Annotated in this window: 11 protein-coding genes and 1 pseudogene; 5 read left to right on the top strand and 7 right to left on the bottom strand. The window is 40.2% G+C overall.

Annotated elements, in window-relative coordinates; genetic code table 11:
- Positions 1 to 193 precede the first annotated feature (193 nt).
- Positions 194 to 1,852, top strand: a complete 1,659-nt coding sequence (locus tag AACL31_RS20625; RefSeq protein ID WP_339053610.1) for a filamentous hemagglutinin N-terminal domain-containing protein — start codon at positions 194 to 196, stop codon at positions 1,850 to 1,852.
- A gap of 464 nt (positions 1,853 to 2,316) precedes the next feature.
- Here AACL31_RS20625 and AACL31_RS20620 read toward each other — a convergent pair whose 3' ends face one another.
- Together AACL31_RS20620 and AACL31_RS20615 are read right to left on the bottom strand one after the other, a co-directional pair.
- Positions 2,317 to 3,321: a hypothetical protein gene (locus tag AACL31_RS20620; protein ID WP_310513162.1), complete on the bottom strand. Its 1,005-nt coding sequence runs from the start codon at positions 3,319 to 3,321 to the stop codon at positions 2,317 to 2,319.
- 219 nt (positions 3,322 to 3,540) lie between these two features.
- On the bottom strand, positions 3,541 to 3,834 hold the full coding sequence (locus tag AACL31_RS20615; protein ID WP_310513161.1) for a hypothetical protein: 294 nt from the start codon (positions 3,832 to 3,834) through the stop codon (positions 3,541 to 3,543).
- A gap of 102 nt (positions 3,835 to 3,936) precedes the next feature.
- Between AACL31_RS20615 and AACL31_RS20610 the strand changes: the two genes are divergently transcribed.
- On the top strand, positions 3,937 to 5,142 hold the full coding sequence (locus tag AACL31_RS20610; protein WP_339053442.1) for an IS91 family transposase: 1,206 nt from the start codon (positions 3,937 to 3,939) through the stop codon (positions 5,140 to 5,142).
- A gap of 155 nt (positions 5,143 to 5,297) precedes the next feature.
- Here AACL31_RS20610 and AACL31_RS20605 read toward each other — a convergent pair.
- Together AACL31_RS20605 and uvrA are read right to left on the bottom strand one after the other, a co-directional pair.
- Positions 5,298 to 5,475 (bottom strand): annotated as a pseudogene (locus AACL31_RS20605) (phenolic acid decarboxylase); the annotation flags it as partial.
- A 472-nt stretch (positions 5,476 to 5,947) separates the two neighbouring features.
- Positions 5,948 to 8,782, bottom strand: a complete 2,835-nt coding sequence (gene uvrA / locus AACL31_RS20600; protein WP_339053609.1) for an excinuclease ABC subunit UvrA — start codon at positions 8,780 to 8,782, stop codon at positions 5,948 to 5,950.
- Between the two features lie 269 nt (positions 8,783 to 9,051).
- Between uvrA and AACL31_RS20595 the strand changes: the two genes are divergently transcribed.
- Positions 9,052 to 9,591 (top strand): single-stranded DNA-binding protein, encoded by a 540-nt coding sequence (locus AACL31_RS20595; RefSeq protein WP_310512331.1) that lies wholly within the window; start codon positions 9,052 to 9,054, stop codon positions 9,589 to 9,591.
- A gap of 451 nt (positions 9,592 to 10,042) precedes the next feature.
- Positions 10,043 to 11,095, top strand: coding sequence for an L-asparaginase 2 (ansB, locus tag AACL31_RS20590; RefSeq protein ID WP_310512332.1), 1,053 nt, complete (start codon positions 10,043 to 10,045; stop codon positions 11,093 to 11,095).
- A gap of 367 nt (positions 11,096 to 11,462) precedes the next feature.
- On the opposite strand, the gene AACL31_RS20585 is transcribed toward ansB, so the two are convergent.
- Positions 11,463 to 12,059, bottom strand: coding sequence for a TetR/AcrR family transcriptional regulator (locus AACL31_RS20585; RefSeq protein ID WP_339053608.1), 597 nt, complete (start codon positions 12,057 to 12,059; stop codon positions 11,463 to 11,465).
- Positions 12,060 to 12,271: 212 nt separating this feature from the next.
- Between AACL31_RS20585 and AACL31_RS20580 the strand changes: the two genes are divergently transcribed.
- Positions 12,272 to 13,216: an agmatine deiminase family protein gene (locus AACL31_RS20580; RefSeq protein ID WP_339053607.1), complete on the top strand. Its 945-nt coding sequence runs from the start codon at positions 12,272 to 12,274 to the stop codon at positions 13,214 to 13,216.
- A gap of 38 nt (positions 13,217 to 13,254) precedes the next feature.
- On the opposite strand, the gene AACL31_RS20575 is transcribed toward AACL31_RS20580, so the two are convergent.
- Both AACL31_RS20575 and AACL31_RS20570 read right to left on the bottom strand, forming a co-directional pair.
- Positions 13,255 to 14,607, bottom strand: a complete 1,353-nt coding sequence (locus AACL31_RS20575; RefSeq protein ID WP_310512335.1) for a hypothetical protein — start codon at positions 14,605 to 14,607, stop codon at positions 13,255 to 13,257.
- Positions 14,601 to 14,873: a hypothetical protein gene (locus tag AACL31_RS20570; RefSeq protein WP_339053606.1), complete on the bottom strand. Its 273-nt coding sequence runs from the start codon at positions 14,871 to 14,873 to the stop codon at positions 14,601 to 14,603. Before AACL31_RS20570 ends, AACL31_RS20575 begins: the two co-directional genes overlap by 7 nt.
- Positions 14,874 to 15,278 lie beyond the last annotated feature (405 nt).

Genomic DNA, 15,278 nt, shown 5'->3' with positions numbered 1-15,278 from the left:
TATTTTAGGAATAAAAATAAAATAGTATTAATTAAATTTAACATATTGAATTATAATTAAAAATAATGATTATCATTGGATTAACTAATTAAATTATTGATTATTATATATTGCCTATTAAATTTTTCTTTTCTATTTTGAAGCGGTAACTTTCATCGTCATATTAATACAAAAATAGAATATAGGTAATGCTATGAAAAATAAAAAGATTCGCTATAGCAGAAACATAATTTATTTCATCGCCTGTTATCCTCTGTTACCGGCTTTCAGTTCCACTGTTCAACCAGCGGATGAAAAAACTCAACTAACGGTTAAAAATCAAATTGCTGTCATCGATATAGCGGCACCTAATCGGGCGGGTATTTCTCATAATCGATATCAGCAATTTAATGTACCGCCAGAAGGTGCGGTGCTGAACAATGCTATCCAACCAGCGAAAAGTGAACTAGCCGGCCAGCTGGCTAAAAATGGGCAGCTTGGTGAACAGACGGCCAGTTTGATTATTAATGAAGTAACTGGTTTATCTTCTTCACAACTGAATGGCAAATTGGAAATTGCAGGCAAGAAAGCGGATGTGATCATCGCCAATCCAAATGGTATCAGCTGTGATGGTTGTCATTTCAGCAATATTGGTGGCTTAACCTTAACTACTGGCCAGCCGACACTAAATCAACGCGGCGAATTTGCCCATTTAAAGGTGGAGAAAGGCGATATTATCTTCCGTAATAAAGGGCTCCATAGTGGTAGCCAAAATTATACTGAAATGATCAGCCGTACTGTTACTGTCAATGCGAGTATTCTCAGCAAAAATATTAGCTTTTTGCAAGGCACGAATGCGATTGACTATCAGACTGGAACAGTTTCTCAAATAACTAGCCCGGGCCTAAAACCCCAATTTGCGGTTAACATTACAGAGCCTGGTGGGATTTATGCTAATTGTATTAAAATCATTGCTACCGAACCAGACAGTGAAGTTAAGCTGGATAATATTAAAACCAGTGAAAATGAGTTATTTATTTCAGCTAAAGGTAAACTGACGCTAGGTCATATTACCACTAAAGGGCATTTAACCGCCAAAGCGTCAGCTATTATAATTCCGGCAAGCAGTGAAATTTTATCTCAGCAAGACCTATTACTTGAAAGCGATAGCCTAATTAATCAAGGTAAAGTAACGGCTAAACAAAATATTCATCTATTTAGTAATGTCATCAGCAATCAGGGTGAAAGCGCTAAAATTGAAGCCTATGATAATCTGTGGCTACAAAAAAATGCCCAGGGTGAGCTAAGTGAAAGGTTTGAAAATCGCGCGGCGACTATCTTAACGCAAACCGGTGATCTGTTCCTGAAAGTCAAATACGTGATTAACCAAAGCAATAACCCTAACATCACGCAACAATTAACAACGCCGGATAGTAACAAAGTTAAACCCTATGTTGTCAGGGCAAATGGTGGTGGCCTGGGTACAAGTGTCAACATAAATCTAAAACCTAATTATCAGATCAATGGAAAACAGCGCTGGTTTGGTGAAATCGATCCAGTGTTCACGCAATTTGTTCAATTGGAGAAAACGGCTTACACATTAGCTTCCCCTCTGGTGGTTGGTGGTATTTCTGCTGGTAACAATCTCTATATTAAAAGTAATCAATTAGTTAATAATAAATCTGTTATTTCTGCGCACCATGATAGTTATTTGCACAGTAAGCATATTACCGCCATTAATCAAAAACTGGGTGAAAAATTTGTCTGGGTAGGTTTTATAAAATGCGCTAGATGTATACTTTACTGTACGGATCCTTACCTCAGCTGTAGCATTGGATACCTGCCAGATTATACTTATCAAGATAATGATTAGGATGACGTTTGTATCCGTTATTCTATCGATCAAGACCAATATCTTTCCTTTATACCGGCAGACAAAGCACCTGATGCATCATTTACTCTTGACATTAAGACACCTTAATCCCCATTAATCAGCCGAGTGATAAGTGGCCTAGTTGGAGCCCTTACCTCATGAACCGCAGAAAGTACCTATAGTGGTGCAGAATAATCACTCTTACGATTAAAGAATTTCAGCAATTAGAGAAAGATTTAGCAGCTGGTAAAGCAGCCGCAGGGGATTGTGTTCAATTATTCAATAGTCCATTGATATTAGTATAAGAATTGCTAAGAACTAGTAGAAGATTGTACCGGTGGCGGTGTATTTTGCCTGACTAGGGAAAAGCTTATTACAGGGTATATTAATGAAGCCAGTGATACCCATCCATTACACATAAAAGATGAAAAGCTAAAAGATCCAAATGCGGCAGCAATAGTGAATTATCTTAATGGAATAGATTTGAAATTTTCGCAAAAAAGTATCACTGAAGGTGATAGAACCCTGCTAGTGATAGTCACAAATAGTGTAACAAAAGGAAAAGAGTAATTAATTGCAGTAGGTCTATCTAGCGACTGATGCAGGGAGCTTAAATTTCCCTTAAGGTGACAGACTGCTAGATCTGTACAGACATTATTTTGGTATTTAAACAGATCCGTCCTCGTTTGTCCAAGAGCCTCGGTTTCATCCAAATTTTGTAGTTCAACTATTGTCGATGATTGACTATTTTCGTTAATGTTGTTTAATTGTTTTTCTATTAATACAGAAATGTGTTCTTCTATTGCGGCAAAAGGCACCTTGATCTCCTTTAATTCTGAAATACTGGCATTGATCACTTTTATCGATTGAGAAATTGAATGATTGATATTGGCTGCTTTCGCAAGTTTGTATCGAGATTGATAGCCGTCATGAATAGCCTTTTGTAATTTATCTCGTTTAATTTTTCCAACGACAGAGCCGATAGCAAGTACAACCCCGATAGTAGCTCCGCCAGATGCTGCCATTGAAGCAATTTCGAAGGAAGCAGGTAATCCAACTAACTCAACCAGTGCCGCTGCGCCTATTTCTCCTGTAGAAACTAAATAACTTGTTGCACCAACAGTTATCGACTCTGAAACAATATTTGCGGTAATGATAGAGGCGAGCATTGTTGGTATCTCAAAATTTAATGTGTCAAAAGAGAATTTCTCAAATTTAATTTTTTCATCGTTTATTTCTTTTTGGTACAATTCTTTAAGATGATTATTTAATTCAACAACATTGTTTTGGATCTCCTTAATCAATAGTGCATTTTTACTGGCATAGGTTTGGCAATCTACCGCTATTTCATGCGCTCTGGCTTCTCTAACCGGGTTATCTGGGAAATAGGTATCGCCAGTAAATAAGCCAGGAAGATATTTTGTGTAGACACTGGTGAAGCCATCAGCAAAATCACTCCAAAAACTCATTTTCACCTCATTCAATTGGCCGTTTTTAATTTAAAAGCGTTAATTTTTGCCATTATGTTAGCAATAGCAGCTTAAGTTTTATCAAAATTACATCTTGAGCACCTTTGGTTTTCGTTAACGCAATAAGCGTCACAAGCAACTGAATTGCAGTTTCAGTCAATAAAATGGTGCGATTAGGTTTGTTATTCAATAACATCTATTTAATACAGATTAAGCCAATTAGCCTTCATCGGTCCAGAAACCTCTGGATTTATCGAGTTTAGCCAGGGTAGTTTTGGTCAAAGAGTCGATTTCATCGAGTTCAACTTGGTTTCGTTTTATGGAATTACTTATGATTTTGTCGATCTGCTCTTTAGTTACATCGGATCCTAAGGAGTCTAAGACAACTGAAACTGATGTAGTAGCAACATTCAATTTATTGATAACAATGTCATTCGTCAGTTCAGCTTTTTTTAATTGGAATCTGGGATCAATCGACTCTTTAATTTTGTCCTGCAAATTTTTCCGTTGCACCGCCCCAGTGACTGAATGGACAGTAGCCCGCCTGCGTCGGGAGCTAAGACGCTGTAAGTAAATGGCTGTCCTTAGTAACCGCCTCCCGTTATAATCCGGTGTATGTATATTCCCCGACCCGCAAAACTTCTCTTCCAGATAGATGACGGCTGGAACCGGTTACTCATGAAATACGGCTCTTCCGTTCCCGAATGGACTAAACTGGTCGTCGAACGGATGCTCGCCTGTGGCACCGGTGCTATGGGTATCCGTCGTTATTGCTGCGACTCCCCTGACTGCCCGCACACCAAATATTTCTGTCAGAGCTGCAAAAGCAAAGGCTGCAGCGCCTGCGGGATGAAAGCCACCGAACAGTGGATAGCCGAGCAGCAACACATTTTGCCAGACTGCGAATGGCAGCACATCACTTTCACTATGCCCGATAAACTCTGGCCGGCATTTAATCACAACTGGCCATTACTGAATCAGTTGTTTGCCTGTGCCGCTCGAACCCTGCTGAAATGGGCAGAAAAACTCAATATCGAAATCGGGTTGTTTGTCGCCCTACATACTTACGGGCGTCAGCTTAACCAACACCCGCATATCCATTTATCGGTGACCCGCGGCGGATTATGCCGCAAACACGACGTCTGGCGACCGGTTTTCTTCAAAAAGAAAGTAGTAGAGCGGTACTGGCGCCGGGCTGTCATCGCGTTACTTCGAGAGAATTACGGCGGGCTGAATTTACCTGCTGCCGGCTATGTGCATATCCGCGACTACCGGGAATGGTGTCAGTTTCTGGAATCACAGTACCAGCGGCGCTGGAAAATTCACTTTGCGAAAAAAACCAAACATGCCCGACAAAATGTCAATTATCTTGGCCGTTACCTGAAACGCCCGCCGGTTGCAGCCTCAAAACTGCGTCATTATAACGGCGGCACTGTTGTCCATCATTACTATGATCACCGGACGGGAAAGCACCGCACCCAATATCTGAGCCAGGAAGCAATGTTGTTGCGCTACATCAGCCATATCCCGTCACAGCATTTTAAGATGGTGCGGTATTACGGCTTTCTGGCCAACCGGAAACGGGGGATTTTGCTGCCGAAAGTCTATGCGGCACTGGGTATGCAGGTGAAGAAAAAACCGCATAAACCGGGCTTTGCGTCGCTGATGAAACACTTTACGAATGTGGATCCGTATCAATGCATATTATGTGGGAGCCGGATGATTTTTAACAGCGTACAGGTGGGTATCAGAGCAGAAGTATTACTGGAAATGCGCCGTAAGATAGTCAAAAAGGCGCGATGGTTACGGAAAACCGCGTAGGGAAGATCTAACTAAATTCAATTTATTGTATAAAAAAACCTCTGGTTGACGAAAAGCCAGGCGACTACTTGATGGTGAAACTAGAGATCGGTCATCCGTATCAGCAATTAAGGTCAGAAAAAAAGAAATAATTAACATTCAATTTCCTAACCATGTACGATATAGGCAGATTGATCTTTCACGCATCGGTTACTGGCCAAGCCGCTACAGACCCGATAATCAAGGGTACTGTCATTTTTTATGTAAATTTCATGCTGCCAACCGTTTTCATAAGTAATATATGAGATGTTTGCCAACCAAATTAGTTAAATCATGCTTTTCAAAATTGTTCATTTTTCACTCTCTTTTGGTGGGTGTTAACTAAAGTATTTATTAATTTTTTGACCAGAAAACGCAATTACTTAACAAGGTAATTTTTGTTTTAACAGAATCTAATAGCAACTTAATTAGCGATAGTGCAACACGGTAATAATAGCGTTTGCTAAAATTGTGCAGTAAGACGCTGTTTATATTTAACACTTGAAACTGTGGATAAAAAAGTAAGGTGAAGAAGTAAGAATCAGCCTAAGATTATTCTTGCTGAAAATTCGTTCTTATCGTTAACTTTTTGTTAATAATAGAATAGATGTAGAATTTTTGTATTTATGCCATCAAAAACAGCAGCCAAACCGATTATGAGCATGGAACTAGCATAAAAAAAAATTTCTTATTATCAAATATTGCACTTTGATTATTGCTCAACAATACTGTTCCCGGCAGCTGCGCCGGGCTATTTTTCAATTTTGATAGCGGAAATTACTGCTGATTAGTAACCGCGTTTTAGGATCGGTTTTAAAAATTGAGCAGTATGTGATTGCTTACATTTGACTATCTGCTCGGGTGTACCGGCAAATAAAATCTCACCACCACTACTACCGCCTTCAGGTCCCAGATCAACGATCCAGTCGGCGGTCTTAATCACATCTAAATTGTGTTCAATAATCACAATAGTATTGCCCTGATCACGGAGTTGATGTAATACATGCAACAGTTGTTGAATATCAGCAAAATGTAAACCGGTAGTCGGTTCATCCAAAATATAGAGCGTTTGGCCGGTACCGCGTTTGGAAAGTTCGCGAGATAACTTAACCCGTTGTGCTTCACCACCCGATAAGGTTGTTGCGGATTGACCTAAATGAATATAGGAAAGCCCAACGTCGATCAATGTTTGCAATTTACGCGCTAACGTTGGAACCGCAGCAAAATATTCACGTGCTTCCTCAATGGTCATTTCTAATACTTCGTGAATATTTTTACCTTTATATTTGATCTCTAACGTTTCACGATTATAGCGTTTGCCCTTACAGTGATCACAGGGAACATAGACATCGGGCAGAAAATGCATCTCAACTTTGAGCACACCATCACCCTGGCAGGCTTCGCAGCGACCGCCTTTGACATTAAAACTAAACCTTCCTGGTGTATAACCCCGCGCACGAGACTCGGGTACGCCGGCAAATAATTCACGTACTGGCGTAAATACGCCAGTGTAGGTGGCTGGGTTGGAACGTGGCGTTCTGCCAATCGGGCTTTGGTCAATATCAATCACTTTATCGAAATACTGTAAACCTTCGATATCGGTGTAAGGTGCTGGAGTGGCATTAGTAGCTTTATTTAATTGACGCTGAGCAATAGGAAATAACGTATCATCAATTAGAGTTGATTTACCTGAGCCGGAAACGCCGGTAATACAGGTAAATAAGCCAACAGGCAACTCCAGCGTGACATTTTTTAGATTATTACCTTGTGCACCAATCAGTTTCAGAGTTTTTTCTGCATCGATAGCTACTCGTTTGGGCGGGATGGCGATTTTACGTTCACCACTAAGGTATTTACCGGTTAATGAATCTGGATTGCTAATAATATCGTCCAGGTTGCCTTGAGCAACAATGCGTCCTCCATGTATGCCGGCGCCTGGGCCGATATCGATAATGTGATCGGCAGCACGGATCGCATCTTCATCATGTTCCACCACTATAACCGTATTGCCTAAATTACGTAAATGCAGCAGAGTCTGTAATAACCGGTCATTATCTCGTTGATGTAAACCAATTGATGGCTCATCCAATACATACATGACACCAACTAAACCGGCACCGATTTGGCTTGCCAGCCGAATGCGCTGTGCTTCGCCACCGGATAATGTTTCAGCTGAGCGGGAAAGAGACAGGTAATTTAATCCCACATTGACCAAAAATTTTAACCGATCGTTAATCTCTTTCAGAATTTTTTCCGCAATTTGTGCCCGTTGCCCACTGAGCTGCAATGTTTGGAAAAATGTCATCGCATGGCCGATACTAAAATCGGAAATTTCAGGCAGGGTGGTATTTTCAATAAATACATAACGGGCTTCTTGCCGTAAGCGGGTGCCATGGCAAGCAATACATGGCCGATTATTGATATATTTTGCCAACTCCTCGCGCACCGCCATCGACTCGGTTTCTTTATAGCGACGCTCCATATTATGGATCACCCCTTCAAAAGGATGGCATCTGACAGTAACATCACCGTGATCGTTTTGATATTTAAATTCAATCGCTTCTTTGCCGGAGCCATATAAGATCATTTGCTTGATCGATGGTTCTAACGAATTAAACGTGGCTTCAACATCAAATTTATAGTGTTTAGCTAACGACTGTAGCATCTGGAAATAATAAAAATTACGGCAATCCCAACCACGAATTGCCCCGCCAGCTAAAGAAATTTCCTCATTTTGGATCACGCGTTCTGGATCGAAAAATTGTTGTACTCCGAGCCCATCACAGGAACTACAGGCACCCGCTGGATTGTTAAAAGAAAACAGGTGCGGTTCTAACTCGCTCATGCTATAACCGCAGACAGGGCAGGCAAAATTAGCAGAGAAAACTAATTCGGTTGCCTGGTTGTCATCCATATCAGTGATAACTGCAGTACCACCTGATAACTCAAGCGTGGTTTCAAACGATTCAGCTAGTCGTTGTGCCAGGTCAGCGCGAACTTTAAAACGATCAACCACCACTTCAATGGTATGTTTTTTATGTAGTTCTAATTTAGGTGGATCGGATAGATCGCACACTTCACCATCAATGCGGGCGCGAATATAACCTTGGGCTGCCAGATTATCCAGTAGCTTGATATGTTCACCTTTACGTTCTTTAACTACCGGTGCTAGCAACATTAGTCGCTTACCTTCCGGCAGCGCCAGGACATTATCAACCATCTGACTAACGGTCTGGGCGGCTAACGGAATATCGTGATCTGGACAGCGGGGTTCGCCGACACGGGCAAACAATAAACGTAAATAATCATGGATTTCGGTAATGGTACCTACCGTTGAACGTGGATTGTGTGAAGTGGATTTCTGTTCAATTGAAATGGCTGGTGACAGCCCTTCAATATGATCAACATCCGGTTTTTCCATTAAGGATAAAAACTGCCGAGCATAGGCAGACAGTGACTCAACATAACGGCGCTGACCTTCTGCATACAGGGTATCAAATGCCAGAGAAGATTTTCCTGAACCTGATAACCCAGTAATAACAATTAATTTATCGCGAGGAATAATTAAATTGATATTTTTTAAATTATGGGTGCGCGCACCTCTGACTTCAATGTTATCCATATACCACATCCCGGATGAGAACATATTCAAACAATAAATAAAACGTTTTATTATTACACAATTTTGGCTGAATGAATATACAGTACAGTACAGTATAGGGAATCATATTCTGCAATTTAATAGCCAAACTTGAAAAAATTTAGCAATATTGCAGTATAATTTTCTAAGGCGTTTCGCAAAGCGCAATGGCAACGGTTTGGTTTGCATATTCAATAACGTGTTAGCATGTTAAACTAGCATATTAAAAATTAATTCATCAGGAGTAGAGAATGGCCAGCAGAGGCATTAACAAAGTCATACTTATCGGCAACTTGGGACAAGATCCTGAAATTCGTTATATGCCAAATGGTGGTGCGGTTGCGAATCTTACTCTGGCAACCTCTGAAAGTTGGCGTGATAAGCAAAGTGGTGAAATGCGGGAAAAAACAGAATGGCACCGCGTTGTGATCTTTGGCAAGCTGGCGGAAGTGGCAGGTGAATATTTGCGTAAAGGTTCACAAGTTTATATAGAAGGCTCACTACAAACTCGTAAATGGCAAGATCAAAATGGCCAGGATCGCTACTCTACCGAAGTGGTGGTGAATATTGGTGGTACCATGCAAATGTTAGGTGCGCGTGGTGGCTCACAAGAAGGCATGCCACAAAATAATCCAGCGGGTGGTTGGGGGCAACCACAACAGCCGCAACAGCCACAACCAACTCAACAGTTTAGTGGTAACGCGCCAGCGCCTGCTGCCCGTTCCGGTAAAACTGCTCCAGCTACACCAGCTGAGCCACCCATCGATTTCGATGATGATATTCCGTTTTAAAAAATACATAGAGTTATTTGTTAAATTTCAATCTGTAAGCCCCGTGATTCGGGGTTCTCCTTTATTTATAAATGTAATATCCACTTGAGAACTTTTTGGTTATCAGCCAAGTTTGTGATAAGTGTGAAGTTAAAAGAATCGGTGAGTCACTACCGCCAAGTGTGAAGTTAAAAAAATTATTAGCCTCGCTTTTGCGAGGCTTTTTGCTATTTGCTATCAAGGAGCTGATTTGTGATGAATGATTTTTCATCACAATTTTAAGGGCATTAAAGTCACAGCGTTTCTACATCCCCCTATCCAAACTTTTATTTTATTAAACAAATTCTTTTAATGTGACAGAACCGTTGTTTCTCCTCATTTTCCACTTAATTGTTTGATCTAAAAAGGCATTCCTTGTGTTTGCATCCTTGTATGATGCGCTGGCAATTTCGTTGTTTAAGGAGTACATAAAATGAAAGTAAAAATGAAAATGAGCTTTTTGGCGCTGACAATCGGCGTTTCTTTCTCTTATGCAGCGCAGGTATTACCCAATATTACTGTCCTGGCAACCGGCGGGACTATCGCAGGCAGCGGAGATTCTCCGGTCAAAGCCAGTTACACTCCAGGAACAATCAAAGTCGATAAGCTTTTGGAACTGGTGCCACAAATAAAACAGGTTGCCAATGTTAAAGGCGAACAGGTGGTTAATGTCCGTTCGCAAGATATGGATACCTCTGTATGGCTCAAGCTGGCGAATAAAATAAACGCGCAGTGTCAGGACACTGATGGTTTTGTTATTACTCACGGTACTGATGCCATTGAAGAAACTGCCTATTTTCTAAACCTGACGGTGAAGTGTGAGAAACCTGTTGTGCTGACGGGGGCAATGCGTCCGGTTACTCAGCTCAGCTCTGACGCACCGGCAAATTTGTATGGTGCAATTCTGACGGCAGCATCACCGGCTAGCGCCGGGCGAGGTGTATTGCTCGTGATGAATAATAAGATCCTTGATGCTCGGGATGTGACGAAGATGAACTCGGAGAATTTGGAAGTGTTTCAGTCGATCCATTATGGCGCTTTAGGGGCTATCGCCGACAGCAAAGTCATTTATACCCGCACGCCTGTGCAAAAGCACACTACCCAAACAGCGTTCGACGTTAGCAAGCTAACCCAACTGCCAGAGGTGGGTATTGTCTACAATTACGCTAATGCATCTGACATTCCTGCCAAGGCCTTTATTGCCAACGGCTATCAGGGCATTGTCAGTGCGGGCGTTGGTAATGGCAATATCTCCCATGATCTATTAAATACGCTATCTGATGCAAGTAAAAAAGGCATAGTTGTGGTGCGTTCCTCACGTGTTCCTTCCGGCGCAACTGCACGTAATGGCGAAATTAATGATGACAAATACGGCTTCGTTGCTTCCGGAACGCTAAGTCCCTATAAATCCCGCGTGTTACTTATGCTAGCTCTGACACAAACGAAAGATCCAAACAAAATCCAACAATATTTCATGCAGTATTAATGATGAACGGGGGCTTACAGCCCCGTTTTACCCCCTGCTGATGTGCCTGGGAAAATTGATCTGTCTGTTTGATAAAATAAAAAATTTGCAAGTGCGCTATAAGATATGAGTGGTCATTATTGTGAACCACTGAAACGAAAGTGACCAAAATCTGACAAATTAAAGTAATTGGATGCAACGGAGTTTGAATTGTTGATGCTCGCGATTTGTTGTTAATCGGCAGACATTTTAAATTGCCCTTGATTACAGAGCTCTGTTAAATTGAGCAACAACATATCCATCTAAACTTCATATATCACCGAAGCCATCTCCTCACTTGCGAATGCTTTATTAGGTTTTATCAACATAACAATTATGGTATTAATCGCTACTTAATTGGCATCAATATTTTTTTGATTATATAAATAAATGATCCTAAACGATCAGCTAAATGGAACTCTGGCTCCATAAGATCACGACCGATTGCACCGTCAGCGATGGTCATCAGCCAGGAAGCGGTATTTTCAATCGGTAATTCTGGATCAATTTGGCCATTACTGACGCCATGCCTTAGGATATCAACCAGTCGTTGTCTGACAATTTTTTCATTTTCAATAAAAGTGTTGTTAATTGCCGGGTTTCTACTGGCTTCAGCAATAATTTCCAGGCTTAGTCTGGCATAAGTTGGTTCATTATAAAGTTGTATCAGTCTGGTCATAATCGTGATAACAGTTTCGATGGTCGAATCGGTGACCTGTTCGATTTGTAGTAGTGTGGCAAAATCGGCCTGATCTTGTAAGGCAATAGCTTCAATAATGGCATTTTTAGTTGGATAGTAATGAAATAAATTTCCGGGACTCATTCCAGCGGCTTTACATATTTCCGCCGTTGAAGTGGCATGAAAGCCTTTTTCAACAAAACAGCGGATAGCTGCCTCAATGATCTGTTTTTTCTTAGCGCGCTGTTTTTCCGTTTGTTCAGTCATATTGATCTCCAAATAAGTAGACAATAATTTTTAGACCGATTACTCTATCTATTTTAAAGCCAGAAATAAAGCGCTTTTCACCGGTTAACGTTAAATAGCGGTTTATTTTAGCTAGTTACTTGTTTGTTAAACTATTTTAATAGGATAGCGTGAAGATGTATTATTTCCCGCACGAATCGCATGCACATACTTGCACTTGGATGTCATTTGGCATGTCTACAACTATTTGGCCAAAAAAATTAATTGCCAGCTTACAGCAGAATTTAGCCGATATTGCATTAGCAATTGCAGAATTTGAACCGGTTAATTTATTGGTTACGCCTGAAAATTATCCCGTTGCCTGGAATTTACTTGGCAGCTCGGTGAACTATATTAAAGCACCACTTAATGATATCTGGATCAGGGATAGTGGCGCTAATTTTGTGTTGGATAAAAGTTCGGGGCAGCTGGTGGCTATCGATTTTAATTTTAATGGTTGGGGCAATAAACAGCGGTATAATTTTGATCGTCATGTTGCCACAATTATGGCGAACTACGCAGAAAGCCAATTAATTAAAGCAAATATTAACCTTGAAGGTGGTAGCATTGAAGTTAATGGCTCAGGAGTAAGAATATTTACCGAAAGTGCGATCTTAAATAGTGATCGTAATCCTAATTGTACGCGACAGCAAATAGAATATCAGTTAAAAACCTATTTAGGATTGACGGATATTATCTGGTTAAAAGGTATTAAAGGTTATGATATTACCGATGGCCATATCGATTTTTATGCTCGTTTTATTAATGACAACAGTATTATTATTAGTCTGGAAAACGATACTTATTCTTTTGATTATCGCGTTACCAGAGAGCATCAAAATAGCTTAATAGCGATGAATAAAATTAAAAATATAACCACATTAAATACGCCGCAAAATGTCAGAGTTAACCGTCAACGCTATCCTGAATTTGCTGCCAGTTATGTTAATTATTATCTTTGTCATCAGGCAGTGATAATTCCGCAATTTGGCGATCAAAACGCTGATAGCGCCGCGGTAGAAATATTAACGGACTGTTTTCCCAACCATAAAATTGTCCCTGTTAATATTGATACCATCGCTATTGGCGGTGGTGGTATTCATTGTGTGACGCAACAACAACCTAAAACCGCTATTTGATAATAGCGGTTCTCCATCATAACCATAACAATGGCTAATCAACGATCGATCTTCTTATATAGCACCAAATTCTCTTTTGTTTCATCAGGGCGATGGCCGATCCAGAATATTTCCATACCAGGGGGCGGTTCTCTGACCTCTTTTGAAAGATCGAGCAGCCACCGGCAATTAGGCGGTGTTTCATAGTGATATTGTGATTGATGTAAAATTCCGGTGTAGTAGTAAAGCATTGGCGCTTCTGATTCCCCCACTTCATGGGAGACCATACAGTCGGTAGGGAGAAATTCGCTGGCAATATGTTGTTTTAGATCGGCAAACACATTTTGATAACCTTTGGCGTAATCTATCCAGCCGATAAAAAGTGTAAAGACTAATCCCCAGATAACAGTGAGTCCCAGACACCATATTTGAGCCGCTTTTAAAGCCAGCCGGTCGGCCAGAAAACATTTTTTAAACAACCAGATCAACGTAATGGTTAACGCAAATAAAAAAGCCATCCAAGAAAAGTGCGGCTGATAGCCACTTGGCAACCATTGGCTAAAAATTGCCAGCAATTGGTGGTGTTTAGTCGAAAAAGATAACCCGTAACCAATCCATAACAGAGGGATGAGTAGGGAAAACAAAATTTGGCTGAAGTAATAACCAATTTTATATAACAGCGATGGTAATAGACAAAAACAGTGGGTCGCTAATAATGTCATCGGTGCGATAAAAGGTAATAAATATAACGCGCGGCCAGAGGCTGAGATTTGTAACAAAATAACGCCTAGCAATATAAAACAGGTTGGTAAAAAAAGCCTATTGTCTGTTAGATTTTTTATTGGTTGTTTCAAAATAAAAATAATAGCTAAGATACCTGATGGTAAGGCGAAAAGAAGTATTGCTTCAGGGATACGGAAGGCTTTTGCTTTTGCACCTAATTGTTCAACTGAAAAACCCAAAAAACGGCCAACATTATTATCCCAGAACCAAACTTTAAATAATTCAGGGCTATCACGAAAAAGTAAAATTGGCCAGGGTAAAATTAAAATTAAAGACAGCAAGCCAGCAATAATAGCTAGAGAATAATAGTGTTTATTGCGACAAGCTTTTAAACAAATCGGCGCTAAAATTAAACAGATCCAAATTAAGCCAGGGATAAAAACTCCTTTTGATAGCATGGTAATAACGGTACCGGCACTTAACCAAAAGGTGGAAAAGAGATTTTTTTCCTGCTTAATCAAACCTAATAAGCCATATAAACCAATAATAGTGCCTGCTATCAAAGCAGTATCGGTAAACATATCGTGGCTATGACGTAATATACCCGGCGCTGAAGCAAATAATGCCAATGCTATCCAGATACGATAATCAGAGAAGCTGTCAGCGGAGAAGAAACGGCGAGCTAACAAAACAAAAAAAATAAACTCAAAGCAGAAAAAAATAGCGTGGCCGTTCTGGCTGCATCATGCATGGGTAACCAAGAGGAAAACAGGTGGACAGCAGTGGTTGCAATCCAATAGTAGAGCGGGGGTTTTTCCATAAACGGTTGGCCGGCATTAGTGGATATCAGCCAATTACCTGTTTCATACATAGTTTGTATAATACCAAAACTATAATTTTCATCTTGCTTCCAAGGATTATGTCCAAAGATACCTGGCAGCAGGTAAATCAACATAAACAGTAAGAAACCGAATAGCGTTTTTATATCTGTTTTGGATAAAGGGTTGTTATTTATTATTGTCATGAAATTAGATTAGTTAATTAAATAAATACCGTTGTCATTAAGACCAGCAATGACTTATGTTTATAATATACTCAAATGGTTTGCATAATATAATAATCATCGATAAATATATTAGCATAAATGTTAATAACATTGTTGGTTTAAAATTGCGGACTTTACTCGCGTCGGAAATAAAAATAAATATTTTACATTTAATTAAATTTTAAAAAAAATCATAATATGAAACAGCCAGTTTATTGGTGAATAAACCTATGGCGTGTTGGTTGCATAAGTTATATTCTGATTATGATAAATATTCTCGTCCTGCTAGGACGAGGAGAATGTTAATAACAGGTT

This window comes from Arsenophonus endosymbiont of Crataerina pallida (assembly GCF_964020125.1).
Taxonomy (GTDB): domain Bacteria; phylum Pseudomonadota; class Gammaproteobacteria; order Enterobacterales; family Enterobacteriaceae; genus Arsenophonus; species Arsenophonus nilaparvatae.
The sequence above is the reverse complement of the archived record's forward strand: the minus strand, read 5'-3'. Positions and strand labels throughout refer to the sequence as shown.